Genomic DNA, 21,802 nt, shown 5'->3' on the forward strand with positions numbered 1-21,802 from the left:
CTGGTTCTGCGCCGGACGGAATGCCGCGCCGTGTGGGCCGGTACGACGATACGCAGGCGCTTGCCGTTGCGCGGCGGTTAGCTTGCCCGGATGGCCGACAGCCCGTCGCCGTGGCAGCACCCGCCCCCGCCGGAACTGACCGACGAGCTGCTGGCGCGGGTTCGTGCCGGCGGCGAGCACAGCGACGCAGTACGCAACCCTGACCTCGAGATCGTCGCCGAACTGGGGCGGCTCGGCCTCATGCGACTGCTCGTGCCGTCCGAGCTCGGCGGCGGTGGGCGCCACCCGGCCGAGTTCATCGAGTTCAGCCGGCGAGTTGCCTATGAGCACCCGTCAGCGGGCTGGGTCGCCATGACCTGCAACGAGGAAGCGGAGATCTTCGCCGCCTACCTCGAACCCGCCACAGTGGCAGAGTTCTACGCAGCGCAGCCAGATGCGGTCATCGCCGGCTCCGGCGTGCCCAAGGGAGTGGCCCGGCCTGCCGACGGCGGCTGGATCGTCGACGGCCGGTGGCCATTCGTGAGCGGCTGCACCGCAGCCGACTGGTGGGTCCTGGCCAACATCGTCGACGGCACCCGTCCGAGGCAACTGTGCTTCGTGCTTGTTCCGGCCGACACCAGCCTGATCGACGACACCTGGCACACCGTGGGCCTGCGGGGCACCGGCAGCCACGACGTTGTGCTGGATGAGCACTTCGTGCCCGACCAGCGGGCCTCGGTGGTCGAGAACTTCTCGCTGCCCAAGCCCAACGAGCACCCCTACTACCGCCTGCCGTCGGGATTGCGATTCCCCTTCCCCAAGACCGGTGTGGCATCGGGTATAGCGGACCGCGCCATCGACGAGTTCGCAGCCTTGGCCGACGCCAAGACCCCGCTGTACAACCGCTCGGCCCTGGCCCACCGGCCCGACGCCCAGGCAGCGATGGCCCGCGCCACCGCACTCGCCGGTGCCGGTCGCGCCTTCGTCGCCGAACTGCTGTCGGAGATATGGGAGACCGCTTCAGCCTGCGGCGATGTGACGCCGGCGCAGCATGCTCGGGCGCGCTTGGCGTGTTCGTGGAGCGTGCAGAACTGCATCGCTGCAGTGGAAACGCTGGTGACGGCCACCGGCAGCACTGCCAACTACACATCGTCACCGCTCGGCACCCTGCTGAACGATGTGAGGGCCGTCGCCGGCCACTTCATGGTCGGCAGCTACCAGATGGACACTGCAGGACGCATGCTGCTGGGCCTGGACCCAGACGATCCCAACTTCTGAGCGCCAGAACGGGCGATTCCTTGTCGCTGCGGCATAGATCCGTTCATTGCACCGACACATGGAGGCGCCAATGCCGGACGTTGTTGCACCGGTTCGTTAGTTTGCGATCCATGCGTGTTCGGCCGACTGGCTGCCGGGGCAGGTACTGCGGTGGCTGAAACAACAAGCGGCCCCGGTTTTGATCCGGCCGTCGATCCGATCATCTGCTCGCCTTACGCCGAGCCCGATCTGCATTGGCAGCTAGATGAAGCCGGCCGTGCCCTGGCCGGTCAGGCACCACTCACCGGGCGTCGCCCGTCCGCTTTGCTCCGGCCGGTACCCGACGACGCGAAGACCGGGATGCTGGCGATGGACTTCGACGCGATGTCGACGTCGAACAAGCTGATCAATGAGATCCGAAACCATGTCCGAACGTGGCGGCTCAGCGGATACGAAGGCACCACGTCAGTCACGCGAAGGCTCTTGGTGCACTGGGCGGAGGATTCCGCGCACCGCCAGCTTCGCCCGTTCTTCGCCCAACGCGAAGCCATCGAAACGCTGATCTGGTTGCGAGAGGTCGCCCGAAGGGACACACCTGAGCGCCGCGATATCGAGGCAGCAGCGCGCGACCACAACGACGGCATTGTCCGCTACTGCGCCAAGATGGCAACCGGTACCGGCAAGACCGCTGTCATGGGAATGCTCATCGCGTGGCAGACGCTCAACGCGGTGCGCTCACGCCGCAGACGCAACCTCCAGCACTCGTCGCGGTTCCTCGTGCTCACCCCCGGCCTGACGGTGCGTGACCGCCTTGCCGTCCTGCGGCCCTCGCACCCAGGAAACGTGTACGAAGAGTTCAGCCTCGTGCCGAAGGATCTTTGGCGCGACTTGCACGCTGCCCGGGTCGAGATCGTGAACTTTCAGGCGTTTCGCCGTCGCGATCCCACCGAATCCACCGGCGCCCAGAAGGCCGTTCTCGGCGCGGTTCGGGCCGATCAAACCGAGACGCCCGCCGCGATGGTGCGTCGCGTAGTCGGCGACTTGCTCAAGCGTCGTCGCACCCACGGCGACCTCGTCGTCATGAACGATGAGGCGCACCACTGCTACCTGCCTGCCACGGACGGACGAGCGAAGCAATCTGCAGAGGAAAGGAACGAGAACAAGATCGCCGCAGTGTGGTTCAGCGCCATTCGCACGCTGCGTGACATGGGAGCGCTGGGCGAACTGGACCGGTTCGGCGGCCAAGCGTCGCCGGTCTACGACTTCTCGGCGACACCGATGTGGATCGCCCGAGCCAATCGCGGCGAATCGCCGATGTTCGAATGGGTCACTTCCGACTTCGGCTTGATGGACGCCATCGAGTCGGGCTTGGTCAAGGTGCCGCGGGTGCCCATCGACGACGACACGGAGCAGGCGCGAACTGCGTGGCGCCGGCTCTACGACGCCACTCCGACCAAGAAGCTCCCCAAGCGCAGTGCCGATCCCGCCGTAACGCTGCCGCAACCGCTCGAAGACGCCCTCAGTGCCTCGGTCAACGAATGGCGCCGCACACACGAGGACACGCAGGATCGCCAGCCCACGCCCCCGGTGATGATCGTGGTGGCGAACACCATCGACAACGCGGTGGCGCTGTACGAGCACATAGCCGGTTGCGAGACCGCGGACGGGGCGCTGGTGGCGGGGCGGTTCGCGGAGTTCTCCAATGTGGTCGACGGAGCAGATGGTGCTGTGCCTCGCTGGAGAGCCGATCCGCGGACGCTGCTGGTCCATTCCCGGCCCGATGACGATGACGCCATCACCACGCGTTTCGCCAAGCTGATGCGCGAGCAGGCAGCCCACATGGGCGAGGACGTACCACCCGATGCAGTACGCGAGGCGCTCAACACTGTGGGCAAGCCAGGCCGGCTCGGGGCGGGAGTGCGCTGCGTCATCTCGGTGTCGATGCTCACCGAAGGCTGGGATGCCCGCACCGTCAATCAGATCGTGGGCTTCCGTGCGTTCTCGTCGCAGTTGCTGTGCGAGCAGGTGACCGGTAGGGCGCTGCGCCGCACGTCCTACGAATCGTTCCGCGACGAGCCCGGCAAGGAGCACCTCCTCTCCCCCGAGTACGCCGAGGTGCTTGGCATCCCATTCGAATTCATGCCTGCGCGGGGATCGCACCGCGGAACGCCGCCGCCAGATCGCACGGAAGTCCGTACGGTGCGGGGACGTGGCAACCACAGGATCACCTGGCCCCACGTGATCGAGTATCGAACAGTGGCGCCGCCCGCCGGGTTCGTTCTGGATCCCGCAGCGGTGCACCTAGCCGTGCTGAGCGAGGATGCCTCTGCCGAGTTGGTCGAGGTGGCAGGTGTAACCGGCGAGACAAACCTCCTGTCGCCCGACGATTGGCGTCGAGACAAGACGGCTCGCGTCCGCTGTGCCGCCGAGATCGCGAACCTGCTCACGGTTGCAGACAATGCGGCATCGCTCCAGGCGCCCGGCGAATCCGCCGACAGCTTGCATGGCGTCGGGCGATGCTCACTGTTCGCGTCGGCCTACCGCGCACTGGATGACTGGCTCGCTCATCCCGATGTGAAATGCGCAAGCGCGTCGGTGCTGTTGCGCCACAGGAACAAGCGCGAGTTCTACAACGGGCTCATCGCGGCATGCCGCTTCGCGGTGACCCCCCCCCCCCCCCACTTCGGATGTGGGAGAGGACGGCAGCCCCAACATGCCCGCGGCGCACTTGCGCCGAGCGGTGCTGGGACAACCATCGCTGGGCGATACGGCCGACGTCAGCTTCGAGACGACGCTGCGCCACATTCACGCGGCCCGCAACAGCGAGCTGTCGCATGCAGCGTGCCACTCGCGTCTTGAGCGTGACTCAGCACGCATCCTCGACAAGCATCCCGCAGTAGCCGCCTGGGCCCGCAACTTCAGCCTCGGCTGGTCTCTGCCGTACCACTTCGACGGTGCTTGGCGGAACTATGAACCGGACTTCGTCGCCCGACTGGCCAACGGGCTGAATGTCGTCATCGAGTGCAAGGGCATCGTCGACGACAAGGCGATTGCGGCCGAGCGATGGACGCGTGAGCACTGGATTCCCGCTGTTGAGGGCACTCCGGAGCTGCCCGCTGAGTTGCGCCGCTGGGCCTATGAGGTCATTACCGACGCCGCCCATCTGCCCGGACGTATCAACGACTTGGCGCAGGCGTCGCCATGAGAGTTTGCGCCCGCATGCAGCGGTCAGGCGTCGTTGGGCATCCCGGCTCTACGCGCGGCGATAGCCGGCCTGCACGCACGAACGCCACACCAGCCGGCCGCACTTGTGCACTTCGACGAGGAGACCATCATGGCGAAAACGCCGAACGAGTCTGAACCCGGCGCGTACGAACACGCTTCCGCGTCTCGCGTCAATCAGCCCACGGCCGAGACGGCGCCGCTAATGGGCGATGACGACCGAGCGCCAGCGCCGTTCAGCGCGTCGCGTCGGCTGCCCGAGGCCATAGCGCGGGCATACGAGGCGGCGGTCGACCGTGCCGATGTGAAGCTCGACCGTGATCTGAGCACGCACCCCGTGCTGGCCTGGGATCGTCAAGGCCCTACTTCGACAATCGATGGCGGGGAGCAGGCCGACGCCGAGCACGAGTTCTCCGGTGCGCCGCTGTACACCCGCGAGAAGGTCACACCGGCGTCGCTCGTGGAGCAATTGCGCCGGCCCGATGCCGCCCGTTCGTTGCAGCTCGACTTCGACGGCTTGGCCGACGACGCGGTCGAATGGGAGTGGTACCAGCACGCAGGTCACTGGCAGAACCGGTTGATTCACGGCGACTCGTCAGCGGTGATGCAGTCACTCATCGCCAAGGACGGCTTGCGCGGACAGGTGCAGATGATCTACTTCGACCCGCCCTACGGGCAGAACTTCAAGTCCAACTTCCAGACCTCAACCGGCAAGCTTGAGACCCCCGAAAAGCTCGACGGGCTGCCCGCGGGCGACACCGCCCCGCTACGGGCGTTTCGCGACAGCTACCGCAACGGCATCCACTCCTACCTCGACGGCATCCACGAACGCGCCGTACTCGCACGCGAATTGCTCACGGACATTGGTTCACTGTTTTGCCAGATCGGAGACATCAACGTCCACCGTCTAGCGCTGGTACTCGACGAGGTCTTCGGCCCGGAAAACCGGGTTGCGACCATCACTTGGCGACCAACCGGAGGCTCCTCGGCAAGGACGCTGCCAGAGAGCGCTTCGTACCTTCTCTGGTACGCCAAGGACAAGTCTCGGTGCAGATACCGGCAGCTATACGAGCCTCTCGACCGCAAAGGCGTCGCTGACCTGTTTGGGGGATTCTCGACGCCGATGGTCGAAGAAGTAGATCGCCGTAGCCGAGGAATGACGGCGCGGGAGCGAGAACGGCCAGAGGCTGAACTTCCGGCGGGTGCAGTGATCTGGAACCGAGAAAATCTCACTTCGATGGGCGCATCCACTACCGGTCGTACACGCTGGGTTGAGTACGATGGTCATAGGTACCACTGCGGGGACGGACGACACTGGTGCGTCTCCGTCCATGCCGGAGACGCACCAGTGTGTACCCCGCCGGACGACAATGGCGCGCGCACGGAGGCTTCGCCTCCGTGTCCCGATTCCGAGCCATGCGGCTTGTGCTGGCTCGGATGGACCAACCGTCTATACGGCACGAAGCGCGCGCTGTATTGGAAGCAATTGGAGTCCGAGACCGCCGGACGTCGGATTGACAATGTCTGGCACAACTCAGTGACGGTGCGAGGCCAAAAGCGTTATGTCGTTCAGACGGCTAGTTCAATCGTCGAGCGGTGCGTGCTGATGACTACCGATCCGGGCGATTTGGTGCTTGACCCGACGTGCGGGTCCGGGGTCACCGCGGATGTGGCCGAGGAGTGGGGGCGGCGCTGGATCACGATGGATGTCAGCCGCGTCGCCATCGCCGTCGCCCGTCAGAAGTTCATGACCTCCACCTACACGTGGCATCGCACCACAGATGGCGGCACCGACCCGGCTGCCGACTTCATCTGCAAGACGATGCGCAAAGTGTCCGCCGGTCGCCTCGCCGATCCGAATACCGACTGGAGCCATCCCGACAACATCATCAAGCTCGTCGACCAGACTGAGACCGAGGCCAAACGCGTCCGGCTCGCCAGCCCATTCACCGTCGAATCGCACTCCCCCTACTCGTACCTGCCCTTCGACGGCGCCTCGAATCGAACATCACCAAGCACAGGGGCAGACGAGGTCACCGATCTCGACGGCAGCGAAACGCCCATCGTCGACTTCGGCCTTGCCTCGGGAGATACCGAGAAGACGATCGTCGATGCGCTGTACCGATCGCCAATCTGCGATTCAACCGGCACTGTGCTGCTGCAAGTCATCGACCACGAGCGTTGGCCTGACACCCACCTCGCCTCCCACGGCGTGACATGCACACGGCCCGGCCGGGACACCGAGATTGCCGCCGCGCTGATGATCGCTGCGCCAGATGCCACCGTGACCATGGCACAGGCACAGCGAGCAGTTATCGAAGCGCGCCAGAACGCCGCCGATTGCGAGAACCTCATCGCGGTCGGTTTCGCGTTCGAGCCTGACGTGCCTGCACGCATCGGCGCATGCTCGGTTCACCGGGTCGTGGCGTCAAAAGATCTGCAGATACCCGAACTGGCTCGCAAGGATGCCGACGGCGGAACGTTCACACTGCTCGGGGAACCGGACTGCGAGGTGCGTCGCACATCGGACGGCACCTCGCTCACGGTGCGCCTGCTGGGCTGTGACGCATATGACCCGTCGAGCGGCATGGTGCGCGAGACCGACGAAGACGGCATCGATTGCTGGATGGTCGATACAGACCACGACCAGATGCAGTTCCTTGCCCGCCTCACCTACTTCCCCAACGGTGTCCGTAACAGTGCCGGACTCAAGGCAGCCATGAAATCGCTTGCCGGTGACCTTGCATCCGACGCCGAGGCGCAGATCATCTCGTTTCGGTCGCAGCCGTTTCCGATCCCGCCGGATGGACGGCCCATCGCTGTCAAGGTCATCACTCACACCGGTGCTGAGATGAACACCGTCATCCATCCCGACGCCTGGCTCGACCCTCTCATCGTCTGAAGCTGTATACGCCGTCGAAATTCGCTTGCAGCGAGCACGTCGCCGTTCTTACCGTGCCGCGCAGATGGGCAATGACGAGGATCCAGCGGCTATCACGCCGTCAGCGCGTCGCCACGGCGTGCCCGATGCCGACATCTTGCATGCCCTTCGTAACCCTCACCAGATCGACTTCGGAGACGACGGGCGCATCTTCGCCATCGGCTCCCGACGCGACGGCGCATTCCTCGAGCTCGTGATCGTGGATGACGGTGCCGGCGGGAAGCTCCGGATCATCCACGCGATGCCAGCGAGAACGACACGCCTAAGGTGAAGACATGCCTCTGAATCTCGACTTCTCGGGAATGACCGAAGAGGAAATCGACAGCTACTGCGAAGCGCATGCCGATGAGATCTGCGCGTATGCGCATTCACTGGACCCCAACCACACGACTCCGATGACCACAGCGGAACAGGAACTCTGGCGCTGTGCTCTGCGCGCCGCGAACGACGGCCAGCGCGTATGCGACCTAGTCGAGGAGGCACGCCGTACTGGCAGTTCACCGGAGCGCATCGCCAAGCTGCTCGGGCTGCCCGTCGATGAAGTGCAGGCTCTCTATAGCAGTACGGGTTGATGAGACAGTTCGAGAGCCGCATCGATACCGGCAGCAGCGAGTTCTCCAAGAACGCTGCTGCCTATGCCGACTTGCTCGTGACGTTGCGTGATCGCCAGCAGTTCGCCATCTCCGGCGGTGCGGGCCGCGAGCGCTCCATCGAGCGCCATCACAACCGGGGAAAGATCCTGCCTCGCGACCGGATCGATCTGGTGTGCGACGCCGACACGCCGTTCATGGAGCTGTCCACGCTGGCCGGCTGGGACATGTATGACAACAGCGCCCCGGGCGCCGGCATCGTCACCGGCATCGGCGTGGTCCATGGCGTGCCGTGGATGTTCATCGCCAACGACGCCACCGTGAAGGGCGGCTCGCTGCTGCCGATCAGCATCAAGAAGCACGTGCGAGCCCAGGACATCGCCGCCGAGAACGGCCTCGGCGTCATCTACTTGGTGGATTCCGGCGGGGCGTTCCTGCCGCTGCAGGACGACATCTTCCCCGACAAGGACCATTTCGGCGGCAGCTTCTACCGCCAAGCCCGGCTGTCAGCCCAGGGCTTGCCGCAGATCTCGGTGGTGCTCGGCGGCTGCACCGCCGGCGGGGCGTACGTGCCCGCGCTCAGCGACGAAGTCATCATGGTGTCGGGCATCGGGCGCATCTACCTGGGCGGTCCCCCGATCGTGAAGGCGGCCCTCGGCGAGATCATCGAGCCCGACGACCTCGGCGGGGCGGCGCTGCACACGCGCATCTCGGGCGTGTCCGACTACATGGCACCCGACGAGCGATCCGCCTACGGCAAGCTGCGCGAGCTCTGCGCCGCCGCCAACCAACGGCTGGTCGACCACCGGGAGGGCTGGCTGTCGTGGTCCGAGCCGGAAGTCCCGCATTTCGACCCGGCCGAGATCTACGGCGTGATCTCCGCCGACGACCGCATCGGCTTCGATGCCCGCGAGATCATCGCCCGGCTCGTCGACGGCTCCCGCTACGGCGAGTTCAAGCCCGAATGGGGTGAGCACATCACCTGCGGCTTCGCCCGCATCTGGGGCTTCCAGGTGGGCATCATCGCCAACAACGGGATCATCTTCTCCTCCGACGCTCTGAAGGCCACACACTTCATCGAGCTCTGCGAGCAGCGCCGGGTGCCGCTGCTGTTCCTGCAGAACACCACGGGCTACATGGTCGGCAGCGACTCGGAGGCAGCGGGCATTGCCAAGCACGGGGCGAAGATGGTTTCCGCTGTGGCCAACGCCACCGTGCCCCGCTACACGGTGCTCATCGGGGGCTCCTACGGCGCCGGCAACTACGGCATGTGCGGGCGGGGCTTCAACCCCAGACTCCTGTTTGCATGGCCGAACAGCCGCATCGCCACCATGTCGGCCGAGACTGCTCAGACAGTGCTGGTGGACATCCGCCTGGCCGGCATGCGCGGCACCGAGACCACCGACGAAGAGATCGCTGCCATGCGGGCCGAGGTGGCCGACCAGTATGAGCGCCAGAGCGACCCCTACTACGCCACTGCGCGCCTGTGGGACGACGGACTCATCGACCCCACCGACACCCGCGACACGCTTGGGCTCTGCCTCGCGCTAGCGGCACGCCAGGACGCCCCCGCTCCCGGCAGCGGCCTCGTCTACAGGATGTAGCTGGCTGTGTCTGTCACGTTCGACCCGCTTCGCTCCTCGCGCGCTCTACGGCAACGGCACCGCCGACCGCAAGCTCTACGCGTGTCTGTCACGTTCGACCCGCTTCGCTCCTCGCGCGTCTGCGGGCCGACGCACGTCGAGGCGGTGCTCGCGCCACACCGGCAGCGATGCCGCGCATCGGCGTCTGGCAAGGCAGGTCCGTCGTGAAGCTGCTGGTGGCAAACCGGGGCGAGATCGCGAGCCGTGTGTTCGCCACTGCTCGGCGGCTGGGCTGGCAGACCGTCGCGGTGTATGCCGAACCCGACCGCGATGCGCCTTTCCTGCGCGACGCCGATGAGGCAATCTGCATCGGGCCGGCGGCACTCGATCGTTCGTACCTGGACATGAGCGCCATCGTTGCCGCGGGGTGTGACAACCATGCCGATGCCGTGCATCCCGGCTACGGGTTCCTGTCCGAGAACGCGGCCTTCGCCCAGGCGGTCATCGATGCGGGCCTGGTCTGGGTGGGGCCGCATCCAGAGGCCATCGCTCAGATGGGAGCCAAGATCGAAGCACGTGCCTTGGCCGAGGCAGCCGGAGTGCCGACGATTCCGGGCGCGAGCGATGGCGACCTAGCCGCTGCTGCCGATCAGATCGGCTTCCCGGTGCTGGTCAAGGCGTCGGCCGGTGGCGGCGGCAAGGGCATCCGGATCGTGCGCTCGGCCGGCGAGTTCGACACTGCGCTGAGTGAAGCGCGCACTGAGGCGACGCGCTCGTTCGGCGATGACCGGGTGATCATGGAGCGCTACATCTCCCAGCCGCGGCACGTCGAGGTACAGCTGATCGGCGACCGGCACGGCAACGTCGTCCATCTCGGCACCCGCGACTGCTCGTCGCAGCGCCGCTACCAGAAGCTGATCGAGGAAGCCCCGGCGCCGAATCTGCCTGCAGCCACCCGCGACGGCCTGCATGATGCCGCGGTGGCGCTCGCCCGGCACATCGGGTACGACAATGCGGGCACGGTGGAGTTCATCGTCGATGCGGCATCCGGCGAGTTCTTCTTCTTGGAGATGAACACTCGCCTGCAGGTGGAGCATCCGGTGACCGAGGCGGTCACCGGCCTGGACCTGGTGGAACTCCAGTTGCGGGCGGCGACTGGCCAGCCGTTGGGCCTCGGCCAATCTGATGTGACGTTCACAGGGCACAGCATCGAGGCTCGCATCAACGCCGAGGATCCCTACGACGACTTCAGCCCGCGGGCAGGCCCGGTGCGCCACCTGTCGGTGCCTGCCGGCGTGCGTTGGGATGCCTCGGTCGCCGAAGGGTCCGAGGTCACTCCCTACTACGACCCGCTCATCGCCAAGCTGATCGTCACGCGCCCCGACCGGGCATCGGCGCTGGATGCGCTGCGCGATGCGCTCGATGGGCTCGTCGTGGGGCCCGTGCCTACCAATGCCGGTTTCCTGCGCTGGCTGACGGACATGCCCGCGCTGCGAAGCGGCGGGATGACCACCAACGTCATCGACGCACTGCAGCCCGACAGTCCCACCAGCGCACCCGGCCTCGGCGAGAAGTCTGGCGATGCGACAGAGCCACCCGGATCGGGAGCGATGCCAGCGCCACCGTTGGTGGACGATGCTGCACCAGTAGCGGCAGCGGCATGGCTGACCCGGCTGCGGTGCCAGCGGGCCGCCCAGCCAGCCGGCCCCTGGTCGGCGCTCGGGTCGTTCCGCCTGACTGAGCACCGTGCCGAGGCAGCAGTTCTGCTGCGTGACAGCGCAGGCCTGCTGCACGAGGTCAGCGCCGAAGCCATGAACGGCACCGGCAGTGACGCGCCGACCGGCCCGACGGCGAACGACCCGCGGCAAGCGCCCCCCAACCTCGCCACGGCCAGCAGCGCCAATGCCGGTTCCGTGGCGGTCAACATCGCCGGGCACACCGTCACCTTCGAGGTGCCCGACCGGTCCGACGCGTGGGCACCCACCGCAACCGACGACACCGGCTCGGTCGACGCTGTTGCAGCGCCCTTCCCCGCCGTGGTTGTCCAAGTTCCCGTCGTCATTGGCGACGTGGTGGCCGCCGGCGACGTGGTCGTGGTGGTGGAGGCGATGAAGATGCTCCACTCGTTGACAGCGCACGGGGCCGGAACGGTCGCCGAGATCCGCTGCAGCGCCGGCGACGCCGTCGAAGCCAACCAAATCCTCGTCAGCTTCGAACAGCACGGGCACGACCTGCCGCCCGATCCTGCTTGACAGCGCCGAGCACGCCTGACTCGACGGGTCCAGCCGTCTAGACGAGCCCGAGCGGGAGGGTCGTCAGCACCTCATTGCCGGTCTCGGTGATCAGCACCTGCTCTTCCAGCTTCACGCCCTCGCCGCCGGACCGCGCACCGATGAAGGCTTCGACACACATCACCATGCCCGGTTCGAGCACGCCGTCGTAGCCACCGGCGTCCCACTTGTGACGGTGGTAGATGGCCGGGTACTCGTCGCACAGCCCGACCCCGTGTGAGATGACCGTGTAGCCGCGGTAGCAGTCGGGGTCGGGGTACCACGCCTTGTCAGTGATCTCGCGCAGCGTGGCTCCGGGCTGATGCAGTTCGGAATTGCGATGGATCTGCTCGACGGCGAGCGACCAGCAGTCCTGTTGTGCCGCCGTCGGGGCGCCGCCCCCGCACCGCCATGTGCGCGACATATCGACGCACATTCCGTACGCGCCCACCAGATCAGTATCGAAACCCATGAGCTCCCCAGACTGGACCCGACGGCTGCTGGCCTCGTGATACCAGGGGTTCGTTCTGGGCCCCGATGACAGCAGCCTCGTCTCGATCCACTCCCCGTAACGGCGCAGGCTCCCGGCCCACAGTTCCGCCCACAGATCGAACTCGCTCACCCCCGGTTCGAACATGGCTTGCATCTCGTCGATGGCAGATTCGCATGCGTGGATAGCGCAGCGCATGGCGGCGAGGTCGTCGGGACCCTTCACCGCACGCGCCAGTTCCATGATCGGACCTGCGCTCACCAGTTCGACGCCGTGGGATTCCAGAGCGCGATACCCCGCCAGATCAAGCTGGTCCACCGCCAGCCGCCGTGTTCCTCGGGTCACATCAGCCAGCAGTTCGGCTATCTCCGACGCCCAGCGCCCGGCGATCTCCTCTGACCTCGGTCCCGCCTTGAAATAGATGTACGACGTCCCCGGCCGGATCTCGTCGACTGCTTCTGAGTGCGCGTCCAGGAACTCCCCATCGGAGAACTCGAACACGACCACAGGGCCCTCTGTCGCAACGAACGCATACCGGACGGCGTTGTGCATGGTCCATAGCGACATGTTCGTGGTGTCGGTGGCGTAGCGGATGTTCAGCGGGTCGTACAGCAGCGCCGCATCGCAGTCCGCGCTGCGCAGCTGCTCGCGGACCCGTTCCACGCGGTACCGGCGCAGCGCTGAGCGGTCGGGAAGCTGCAGCCCCGCAGCAACCCACTCGGCCTCCAGATCGGCACCCGGGCCGAGCGCATGCATGTTGAGGTCGGTGTGGTCCAGGAACCACTCGGGAGGCTCGGCCCGGCCGACGCCGATCTTGGGTTTGTGGTGGCGTTCGAACCCCTGCAGTGCCATGACCGCTCGCCCCTCCCAAGGTCTGCACAGCCCCGCTGTGAGGCCGAGACACTGATGCGCGGCGAGCCTAGGGTCTAGGAATGACCGCAGAAGGACATGACGGCGGGGCCGCCGGCACGCTCACCGGTATCACCATTCACCCCATCAAGGGCTGCCGCCGCGTCGAGCTCGATTCGGCTCTGGTCACGGCAACAGGGCTCGAAGGCGACCGTGCATGGCAGGTGGTGACGGCCCCCAACGACACCGAGGCACTCGGGGAAGCGGTCACCCAGCGTCGCAATGCGGCGCTTGCCACCGTCGCTCCCGTGCCGATCGACGGCGGCCTGACGATCAGCGCACCCGGCATGGGCACGATCGACGTGAAGCGGCCCGATGTCAATGACACCACGGTTCTCGCGCTGATCGGCGATGAAGTGGCGTGCGCAGATGCAGGAGACGAGGCGGCCGAGTTCCTCAGCGAGGTGCTCGGCTTCCCGGCCAGACTCGCAGCGCTGACCCCTGAGTCATCCCGTCCGATGCGACTGTTCCGGGGACGCCTCACCGGTTTCGCTGACGCGGCCCCGGTGCTGGTTGCCAACACGGCCTCGCTCGACGATCTGGTGGAGCGGGCATCGGAGCCCTTCGGCATCGAGCGTTTCCGGGCGAATCTCATCGTGACCAATGACGAACCGTGGTCGGAGGACACCTGGACGGAGTTCTCGATCGGCCCGGCCCAGCTCAGCGCTCGCGTGGTGTGGCCCCGCTGCGCCGTCCCCCAGATCGACCAGGAAACCGGCGAGCGCCACCGCGAGCCCGCCCTGGTGCTGCGCAGGCATCGCTGGTGTTCGGTCGCGGAAGGCTTCTCGCCGGGCATGCGAGGCATGCTGGAGGGCAATGCCATGTTCGGCATCGCCTGCACCATCGACCCCGAAGGCGCCGTGGTCTCCGTAGGCGACCCGGTAACCGTCACAGCCACCGGGCCACCCCTGCTCGACCCGCCTCAGTAAACACTCAGAGCCTCGTCTGACAATAATTTCTACCTATTTCAGTAGATTTCGTTGTAGTTTCGTCGGACGTATCAGCAGAGCGCATCAGTCGGGCCTCGCGGCCCGCCTGTCGCGCACGCCTTCACCGAGCAGAAGGACCCACGCAATGCCTAGTACAATACCTTTTGTGAAACCTCTGATGAAGCAGACCACGGTGTACCTGCCCGAAGAACTCAAGCACGACCTCAAGATGATCGCCAAGCAGGAAAATCGGACTGAGGCATCCATCATCCGCGAAGCGCTGGAGGAAGCAATCGCACGTCGCGAGAGGCGGCCGAACTTTCCGCTGTTCGAGGACGGCTGGGGCGACCCGACGCTTGCTGAACGGGTCGATGAAATCCTCGAGGAACTGCGCTTCGGTTCGTGATCGTCGACACCAGCGTTCTCCTGGCGGCACTGGTTCCCGATCAGCAACTGCATGCCTCCTGCCGGGCGCTTCTGTCGGCTGCACGGTCGATGGTGGTCTCACCGCTCGTGCTCGCCGAGATCGACTACTTCGCCGCGCGCATCGCCGGCGTCGATGCTGAACTGGCGATTCTGGACGAACTTGGATCGGGCATGTTTGAACTCGCCCCGTTCGAACGCGTCGACCTCATCCGTGCGAGAGCCGTCATTGAGCGATACCGGGACCTGCGGCTGGGCCTGACCGACGCGTCACTCGTGGTCCTCGCCCACCGCCACGGAACCCACGAGATCGCGACGCTCGACGAACGGCACTTCCGCGTCGTTCGATCGCTGACCGGTCAGGCGTTCACACTCTTGCCCGCGGACCTTCCCGAATAGCCCTGCGAGCCGGCCTGTATCAGCGGACCCGTGAGTCGGCGGATCGGAGCACCCCCCGATCGGCCAGGTCGGCTATCTCGCCGGAGGTGGCGCCGAGTTCTGCCATGACCTCGGCAGGGTTCACGACTTCGTCAAACAGGTCGCCCACCTGATCCATTACATAGGGCAGCGCCGACGCCGGGACAGACCGAGCCGTACAACGTGCAGGTCACGCCCGGCGACGGCACGCTCACCGTCAGCATGAGCTGCTTGGGAGCGGCGGACGGCGACTCAAGACCAAAGACGCTCACTGCATTCTTCGAGCCGGGCACAGCGGCAACTGCCGATCTCGCTGAACCCCCAACGAGGCTCTGAGAAGGCGACGGGCGCAGCCGGCATGTTTCTGCCCGCGATCTGCAGCATGCAGCCCTGTAGTAACGTCCGCATCCATGAACATCGAGAGGAGAGACAATGACTGCTCCAGCACGCACACCGACCCTGCCAACACGCATGTTCGGGGGGGGGGGGGTAGACGTTCCGCCCTCAAGCTGACGCTGGCCGCAGCGGTCAGCGTGCTCATGGTCAGCTCCGCGCTCATGTTGCCCGCCCAGCCGGCCGAGGCGCAGTCCCGCCTCGGCGGCGCGTTGGTGAGCAACATCGGGCAAAGTGACGTGGGGGGGATCAATTTCCTCACCTCACGCCTGCATGCACAGGGATTCACGACCGGAGACCACGCCTCGGGCTACGGCCTCATGAGCATCGAGGTCGACACGTCAGCAGTCGGTGCTCCTGCGGGTGTGAGGGTCGAGTTGTGGTCCGCGGCCAGCGATGGAACCCCGGACGCGAAACTCGGGAATCTGACCGTCCCGTCGACCATCTCCAGCGGCGCCACGACCTTCGCCGCGCCGACGGGCACCTGGCTCAGAGCGAACACCACCTATTTCGTGGTGCTGTACCGGGCGTCGGGCAGTGGCGGGACTATGCGGACGACGGACGCCACAACTGAGGATTCAGGAGCCGCATCGGGCTGGAGCCTCCAGAATCAGTATTGGCGTGCAAGCGGAGGAGCCTGGACAAGTTCAGCCCCGAGGATCAAGATCCGCGTCAACGGCGCGATCCCGTACCCGTGGCCGGAGGGAACCCGGCATCAGAGCGAACGCCAGGTCTGGTCCACCACGATGTCGGCGAAGAACCTCGAGCCGACGAGATGGGGCACGAACTCGTCCGGCTGCAAGGCCGGTGTGTCGGGGGGTACTTGCCCCGTCGCGATGGGCAGCAACAGTTTCGCTTACGCGGGCAATAGCTACACCATCACCGATTTCTATCACCGCGCCGGCACTCTGTCCGCGGGCTTGAGCTCGACCAGCGCCGCCGCTATCGACGCTGCGAAGTCGCTGATGCTGATCGTCGAGTATCCCGCTGGCGCCAAATTGCGGTTGCCGCTGAGGAATCTGACCGCCAGCGGTACTTCGGCCACCGCCTCCTGGCCCGTCGACGACATGGGCTGGGGCTCGTACGGTAAGCCACACTCCGACCCACAACGCAATCCCGCCGTGTGGGGGGCTTACGACGCGGGTGTGACTCTGGCGGTGGTGGAGGTGCCGGAGCCTGTGACCGTGACCGTGACGAGTCCGGCGGCGCGCACGCACACGGTGACCGTGTCGGTGCCCACGGCGGTCACCCGGCAGACCCAGATATCCTTGTCCACCTACGGCAGGGTCGGCCACCGTGTGCAGACGGACCTGAGGGATCCCGACCTGATAAGCCATTGCGATCCGATCGATCCGTGGGACCCCGTCTTCCTGAATAACGATCGCAAGTATCCGATGGCCTACATCCAGGCGGGGCAGCGGAGCACCACGTTCAACCTGTGCATCATGGAAGTCCAGCACGACGTGGCGAACCAGACGCTGACATCGCAGGTCACCGTGTACCACCCCTGGGGGAAGTCGTCGGTGACCTACGACATCAACGTCGGCAGCGCCAACGTCGGCAGCTCCGGGGCCGCGGAGTTCCGGGGCGGCGAAGGGCCGGGCTCGGGCGAGGAGCAGCAGCGCGACCCGCTGACGGCAGCGTTCGAGGACGTGCCGGAGGCACATGACGGCACGGAGTTCGCGTTCGGTGTGCGTCTGAGCGAGACGGTGGGGAGGTTCAGCCGGTCGCCGCGGCCGTCGTCGTTCGCGGTGACGGGGGGCCGGGTGATGGGCGTGGAGCAGGTCGGCGCCGGGCTGTGGCGGGTGAAGGTGCGGCCGGCGTCGCCGAGCGCCGTGGTGACGGTGACGCTCGCCGGCGGCCGGGACTGCGACCACGAGCCGTCGGGCGCGGTGTGCGCGCGGGACGGGCGGACGCTGTCGAACACGTCGTTCGCGAGGGTCGCGGCGGACCCCCAGCAGCAGCAGGCGGCGCTGACCACGCCGGAACCGGCCGACGTGCGGGTGGTGCCCGGCGACGGCAGCCTGACGGTGAGCTGGACGGCGGTGGCGCACCCGCGCCTCGCTGCGGAGCGGGTGCAGCACGCGCTGCGCTGGAGCCAGCAGGCGGGCGTGTGGGCCAACCCGCAGGGCAACAACGGCGTCGCCGTGCAGGCCGGTGTGAACAGCTACACCATCACCGGGCTCGAGAACGGCGTGGCGACCGGGGTGTTCGTGCGCGCCTTCGTGGGCGGGCTCCGCTCCGAGCACAGCGAGCACTCGAGCGAGTGGGTCCGCGTGAAGGGCGAGTCGACGACGCCGCGGGCCGCCCAGGCCCAGACCGTGGCGGCGGCGTTCGACAAGATCCCCGCCGAACACGACGGGCGGACGGCGTTCGCGCTGGACGTGCAGTCAGGCGCCAAGCCCGCTGCGGACGCGTTCACGGTGACGAACGGGACCATCACGGGCGTGGAATCGCTGGACCCGGTGCTGTGGCGGGTGCGCGTCAAGCCGAAGTCCTGGAAGGACGTGACGGTCGCGCTCGGCGACGCGTCAGCGAAGGTCCCGGGCCCGGCACGCATCCGGGTCGCGGACGCCCGGGCGAAGGAAGGCAAGCACGCCTCGCTCGACTTCACGGTGACGCTGAGCCGCGCAGCATCGGGGCCGGTCTCGGTGCACTACGCGACCAACGACGGCACAGCAACGACGGGGGCGGACTACACCGCCGCGTCGGGCACGCTGACCTTTGCGCCGGGCGAGACGCACAAGACGATCTCAGTGACGCTGCTCGACGACGCCATCAACGAGAGCAAAGAAACCCTCACGCTCAAGCTCTCGAACCCCCAAGGAGCGTTCCTGCGCGCAATGCACCGCAACGCAAACGGAATCATCAAAAACGACGACCCCTAGACCATGCAGCTCGCACACCCCGGGCGCACGGCCGCCGAAAATCGTCCAGCGTCCAGCCCAACCGACTGCCCGAGCCTGCCGATCAGGTGAATTCGAGGTAGCGGTCTCGCTCCCAGTCGGTGTCGTTGTCGTGGTTGTCGCGTCGGGCGTCCCCTTCGACGGGGTAGCACCATATCGCTGCAGTCCGGAGTTCCAAGAACGTCGGCAATGCCGCAGGACAGCGCTCGACCGTCGGAATCAGCCCCGGATGACGGCCTCGCTCGCCGCAGAATCGGTACCGACGTCCGACCTGCGCCGTTAGGCGGGGCGGATCGCTAGGCGAGAGTCGCCAGCACCTCATCGGTGTGCTCGCCCAGCATCGGTGCGCGCTGCCAGGCCCACCAGTCGCCGTCCGTGGTGAAGGGCGAGCCGGGAACGGTGTAGGTGCCGAGCACCGGGTGCTCCTCGGGACGCCACCAGCCCACGGCTTCGAGATGCGGGTCGTTGCGCAGATCGCCGACGGTGTTGACCGGCGTGATCGGGATGCGCCGCCGCTGGCCTTCCACGAACAGCTCCTGCTTGGTGAAGCGGGTGGTCAGCTCCTCGACCCACGCGTCCACGGCTTCCAGCGCCTCACGGCGGACCACGATGTCGACGAAGATCTCGTCGAGGATGCCCTCGTTGCCGGTCAGCTCGTTCACCCATTGCGCAACCGCATTCCAGTGAGTCGGCTGGATGGCGATGATCGCCACGTAACCATCCGACGCGGGGTACATGCCCATCGGGCTGGTGACTGGGCGGCGGTTGCCGGCCCGGGGCCGAGGCACCTGGTCGTCGAGGTACAGCGGCACACCGGTCTCGGGCGACAGCCACAGTCCCACTTCCTGCAGCGACAGGTCGATGGTCTGACCGAGCGCTGGCTCACCCGCCGCTGCCGCCAAGTTGCGTGCGCGCACCGACATCATCGAGCCGATCACCGCATGCAGCGATGCTCCGTGCATCAGCACGCCGATCTCACCGGCTGGCGCCAGTGGGGGGCCATGGGGGAAGCCCACGGTGGATGCCAGCCCGCACGATGCCCAAGCGACAAGATTCGACGAACGCCAGTGACGTCGCGGCCCTGTCATGCCGAACGGCGTGATCGAGACCCACGTCAGGTGCGGGTACCGCTCGACGATCCCGGCGACCCCGAGCCCTCCCTCGCCCACGTCTGCCAGCCATGGGTAGGCCTCTTGGGCGGCGGGCATCGCATCGTCGAGCACCACGTCTGCGCTGGCAATGAGCTGCACGAGCGCGTCGACGTCGCTCAGATCGGTCGGGTCCAGCACCACGCTGCGTTTCGACGCCGCGTAGTACGCCCACCACAGGCTGGCCTCGGGGCCTTCGTGACCCGGTGCCAGCGGCGGCATGTTGCGGATGGGATTCCCCCCAGGGGGTTCCACGCAGATCACGTCGGCGCCGAGCGCCGCCCAGACGCGGGTGCCGTACGCGCCCGACAGCCCGGTCAGATCGAGCACGCGCACGCCGCTCCATGGCCCGTGGCCTTGCTGTGCGGGGCTCATTGATTGCCGCCGGTGATATTGCCCTCAGCGTCGTAGAACTCCGCTATCCCGACCGATTCGTACCAGCGGTCGAACGGCCGCTCCAGCACGACTTCGGGTCGGGCATCGACGAATGCCGTCCCGTCCGCGACCATCTGGTCCACGTCGTCGTGCGCATAGCCGATCTCGGTGAGGACGTCGACGGTGTCGCCACCCATGTTGGGGCCGGCGCGGGTGACGTATGGGGGCGTCTCGCTCATGCGCACCGGGTTGCGAACGAACAGGTCGCGGCCCAGTCGTGGACTGGGGGCGATCGAGTACGGACGTCGGTCGTGCACCTGGGGATCGGCCAGCACGCCCGTGTGGTTCAGCACCTCGTATGCCGCGATGCCCAGCGCCTGCAGCTCCGCAGCCGCTTGCTGGGGGCTGCGGCGGCTTGTCCACGCCGACAGTTCGGCATCGATCGCATCGTGGTTGGCTATGCGATCGGCCAGTGTGCCGTGCGGGTAGGTCGACAACGCCGCCTGATCAACGGCGTCGTGCGCAGGAACATCAGACCATTCGGCCAAACCCGCCAGCGCTTCCCATGCCTCGTCATCGGGCACCTCGACAGCGATCCACCGATCGTCGCCCGCACATCGGTAGATCCCCGCCGGTGCCGCCCACGACACCCGATTGCCATTTCTGAACGGCTCGGGCACGCCGAGGTCCTGGCCCACCAAGTACGGCCCCAGGAACGACACCGTGGTCTCGAGCTGGCTGATGTCGAGGAACCGGCCCTCCCCGGTGCGGTCCCGTTCGTGCAAAGCCGTGACAATCGCCAGCATGGTGTGCAGCCCGCCCATGTAGTCGGGCGGGGCGATGGAGGGAATGCCGGCGGGCTCCTCATGCGGGAAGCCGGTGAGCGCGTCCCATCCCACGAGCGGTGCCTGATTGGGGCCGAAGGCTCGGAAGGGGTAGTACGGCTTGTCGGGGTCGACCCCGAACCCGGTCATGCCGGCGTAGATGATGTCGGGGCACACCTGCTTGACGGACTCGTAATCGAGTCCCAGCTCGGCGATGCCCGGCGCTGCGAAGTTCGTCAGGAACACGTCGCACGTGGCCAGCAGGCGTCTCGCAGCCTCGAGCGCCTCCGGCTGTTTCAGCTCGAGGCCAACCGAGCGCTTGCCGGCCGACATCTCGGGCACGTAGGGACCGGTGTCGCAGAAGACATCCGCGAGCTCAGGATCGCGAGCCCATGCCGAGCCGAACGCTCGCGCCACATCGGGATAGCTGTGGGCCTCCACCTTGAAGACCTCAGCCCCGTGATGCGCCATGGCCTTGCCGCAGCACGGTGCCGCCACCGCGATGCTGATCTCGAAGACCCGGATCCCAGAGAGCGGTCTGCGGTCAGCGCTCGCCGTCATCGATGACACCTCATGTGCTCCGATCCCATAGCCCGGTGACCTTACTCCCGGCCGCTTGCGGGACTTGTGCCGGCTGACTGGGCTCAGTATCGCTAGCGACAGCAGCCGCGGCACCGGCCGGCGGCGCGTGCTAGGACAAGATCCCGGCGGCGGGATCCGCTTGCCGCCAGGCCAAGCCGGAGGGTTGCCCCGACATGACTGAATCCGCCGATTCACCGACCGAAGTCGTCGGAAAGTTCATCGCCTGCATCGAAGCGAAGGACCTCGACGGGGCGGCCGCCCACGTCTCCGACGACGTCTATTACGACAATGTGCCGGTCGGCGACATGACTGGCCCCGACGCCATGAAGGAGTTCCTGAGCGGCCTGACGAAGGGCGACGGGCCCGTGGAGTTCGAGGTCGTCCGCCAGACGGCCACCGGCAACACCGTGATGAACGAGCGGGTCGATCGCTTCCACACCGGCTCCGGCCGACTGATCGAGCTGCCGGTGATGGGGATCTTCGAAGTCAACGACGGCCTGATCACCTTCTGGCGGGACTACTTCGACAACGGCATGTTCATGCGCCAGATCAAGGGCTGAACCC

General features: G+C 66.5%; 19 protein-coding genes. 14 read left to right on the plus strand and 5 right to left on the minus strand.

Annotated elements, in window-relative coordinates; translation table 11 throughout:
* Positions 1 to 90: 90 nt before the first annotated feature.
* The 8 genes from ACOGI8_RS09510 to ACOGI8_RS09545 all read left to right on the plus strand — a co-directional run bounded on the left by ACOGI8_RS09510 (position 91) and on the right by ACOGI8_RS09545 (position 11,824).
* Positions 91 to 1,257: a hypothetical protein gene (locus ACOGI8_RS09510; RefSeq protein WP_419853562.1), complete on the plus strand. Its 1,167-nt coding sequence runs from the start codon at positions 91 to 93 to the stop codon at positions 1,255 to 1,257.
* Positions 1,258 to 1,407: 150 nt separating this feature from the next.
* Positions 1,408 to 4,095, plus strand: coding sequence for a DEAD/DEAH box helicase (locus ACOGI8_RS09515; protein WP_419853563.1), 2,688 nt, complete (start codon positions 1,408 to 1,410; stop codon positions 4,093 to 4,095).
* Positions 3,977 to 4,441: a hypothetical protein gene (locus tag ACOGI8_RS09520; protein ID WP_419853564.1), complete on the plus strand. Its 465-nt coding sequence runs from the start codon at positions 3,977 to 3,979 to the stop codon at positions 4,439 to 4,441. The genes ACOGI8_RS09515 and ACOGI8_RS09520 overlap by 119 nt, the downstream gene beginning before the upstream one ends.
* 129 nt (positions 4,442 to 4,570) lie before the next feature.
* The gene (locus ACOGI8_RS09525; RefSeq protein ID WP_419853565.1) at positions 4,571 to 7,360 is read left to right on the plus strand and encodes a DNA methyltransferase; all 2,790 of its coding nucleotides are present in this window, start codon (positions 4,571 to 4,573) and stop codon (positions 7,358 to 7,360) included.
* Between the two features lie 64 nt (positions 7,361 to 7,424).
* Positions 7,425 to 7,670 carry a hypothetical protein gene (locus ACOGI8_RS09530; RefSeq protein WP_419853566.1) on the plus strand — a complete coding sequence of 82 codons (246 nt, stop codon included), beginning with the start codon at positions 7,425 to 7,427 and terminating at the stop codon, positions 7,668 to 7,670.
* Between the two features lie 4 nt (positions 7,671 to 7,674).
* Positions 7,675 to 7,971 (plus strand): hypothetical protein, encoded by a 297-nt coding sequence (locus ACOGI8_RS09535; protein ID WP_419853567.1) that lies wholly within the window; start codon positions 7,675 to 7,677, stop codon positions 7,969 to 7,971.
* A complete protein-coding gene (locus ACOGI8_RS09540) occupies positions 7,971 to 9,593 on the plus strand; it encodes a carboxyl transferase domain-containing protein (protein ID WP_419853568.1) in 1,623 nt (540 codons plus the stop codon). The genes ACOGI8_RS09535 and ACOGI8_RS09540 overlap by 1 nt, the downstream gene beginning before the upstream one ends.
* Before the next feature lie 203 nt (positions 9,594 to 9,796).
* On the plus strand, positions 9,797 to 11,824 hold the full coding sequence (locus ACOGI8_RS09545) for an acetyl/propionyl/methylcrotonyl-CoA carboxylase subunit alpha (protein WP_419853569.1): 2,028 nt from the start codon (positions 9,797 to 9,799) through the stop codon (positions 11,822 to 11,824).
* A gap of 37 nt (positions 11,825 to 11,861) precedes the next feature.
* Here the strand turns inward: ACOGI8_RS09545 and ACOGI8_RS09550 are convergent, their stop codons facing one another.
* The gene (locus ACOGI8_RS09550; protein ID WP_419853570.1) at positions 11,862 to 13,184 is read right to left on the minus strand and encodes a M24 family metallopeptidase; all 1,323 of its coding nucleotides are present in this window, start codon (positions 13,182 to 13,184) and stop codon (positions 11,862 to 11,864) included.
* 80 nt (positions 13,185 to 13,264) lie between these two features.
* On the opposite strand from ACOGI8_RS09550, the gene ACOGI8_RS09555 reads away from it, so the two are divergent.
* The 3 genes from ACOGI8_RS09555 (at position 13,265) to ACOGI8_RS09565 (ending at position 14,992) form a co-directional block, all read left to right on the plus strand.
* On the plus strand, positions 13,265 to 14,170 hold the full coding sequence (locus ACOGI8_RS09555) for an MOSC domain-containing protein (protein ID WP_419853571.1): 906 nt from the start codon (positions 13,265 to 13,267) through the stop codon (positions 14,168 to 14,170).
* A gap of 178 nt (positions 14,171 to 14,348) precedes the next feature.
* On the plus strand, positions 14,349 to 14,576 hold the full coding sequence (locus ACOGI8_RS09560; RefSeq protein ID WP_419853572.1) for a ribbon-helix-helix domain-containing protein: 228 nt from the start codon (positions 14,349 to 14,351) through the stop codon (positions 14,574 to 14,576).
* Entirely contained in the window at positions 14,573 to 14,992 is a 420-nt protein-coding gene (locus tag ACOGI8_RS09565; protein WP_419853573.1) for a type II toxin-antitoxin system VapC family toxin, read from the plus strand. The genes ACOGI8_RS09560 and ACOGI8_RS09565 overlap by 4 nt, the downstream gene beginning before the upstream one ends.
* 19 nt (positions 14,993 to 15,011) lie before the next feature.
* Here ACOGI8_RS09565 and ACOGI8_RS09570 read toward each other — a convergent pair whose 3' ends face one another.
* Positions 15,012 to 15,140, minus strand: coding sequence for a hypothetical protein (locus ACOGI8_RS09570; protein ID WP_419853574.1), 129 nt, complete (start codon positions 15,138 to 15,140; stop codon positions 15,012 to 15,014).
* Positions 15,141 to 15,193: 53 nt separating this feature from the next.
* Between ACOGI8_RS09570 and ACOGI8_RS09575 the strand changes: the two genes are divergently transcribed.
* Together ACOGI8_RS09575 and ACOGI8_RS09580 are read left to right on the plus strand one after the other, a co-directional pair.
* Positions 15,194 to 15,346, plus strand: a complete 153-nt coding sequence (locus tag ACOGI8_RS09575; RefSeq protein WP_419853575.1) for a hypothetical protein — start codon at positions 15,194 to 15,196, stop codon at positions 15,344 to 15,346.
* A 221-nt stretch (positions 15,347 to 15,567) separates the two neighbouring features.
* A complete protein-coding gene (locus ACOGI8_RS09580) occupies positions 15,568 to 18,291 on the plus strand; it encodes a choice-of-anchor R domain-containing protein (protein WP_419853576.1) in 2,724 nt (907 codons plus the stop codon).
* An 82-nt stretch (positions 18,292 to 18,373) separates the two neighbouring features.
* On the opposite strand, the gene ACOGI8_RS09585 is transcribed toward ACOGI8_RS09580, so the two are convergent.
* The 3 genes from ACOGI8_RS09585 to ACOGI8_RS09595 form a co-directional block, all read right to left on the minus strand.
* Positions 18,374 to 18,499 (minus strand): hypothetical protein, encoded by a 126-nt coding sequence (locus ACOGI8_RS09585; RefSeq protein ID WP_419853577.1) that lies wholly within the window; start codon positions 18,497 to 18,499, stop codon positions 18,374 to 18,376.
* A gap of 106 nt (positions 18,500 to 18,605) precedes the next feature.
* The gene (locus ACOGI8_RS09590) at positions 18,606 to 19,832 is read right to left on the minus strand and encodes a CaiB/BaiF CoA transferase family protein (protein ID WP_419853578.1); all 1,227 of its coding nucleotides are present in this window, start codon (positions 19,830 to 19,832) and stop codon (positions 18,606 to 18,608) included.
* Entirely contained in the window at positions 19,829 to 21,217 is a 1,389-nt protein-coding gene (locus ACOGI8_RS09595; protein ID WP_419853579.1) for a CaiB/BaiF CoA transferase family protein, read from the minus strand. Before ACOGI8_RS09595 ends, ACOGI8_RS09590 begins: the two co-directional genes overlap by 4 nt.
* A 194-nt stretch (positions 21,218 to 21,411) precedes the next feature.
* Here ACOGI8_RS09595 and ACOGI8_RS09600 point away from each other — a divergent pair, with 194 nt between their 5' ends.
* Positions 21,412 to 21,798 carry a limonene-1,2-epoxide hydrolase family protein gene (locus ACOGI8_RS09600; RefSeq protein ID WP_419853580.1) on the plus strand — a complete coding sequence of 129 codons (387 nt, stop codon included), beginning with the start codon at positions 21,412 to 21,414 and terminating at the stop codon, positions 21,796 to 21,798.
* Positions 21,799 to 21,802: the final 4 nt, after the last annotated feature.

Origin of the sequence: Candidatus Poriferisodalis sp., from assembly GCF_965204195.1 — a bacterium.
In the GTDB taxonomy this organism is placed as follows: Bacteria; Actinomycetota; Acidimicrobiia; order Acidimicrobiales; family Poriferisodalaceae; genus Poriferisodalis.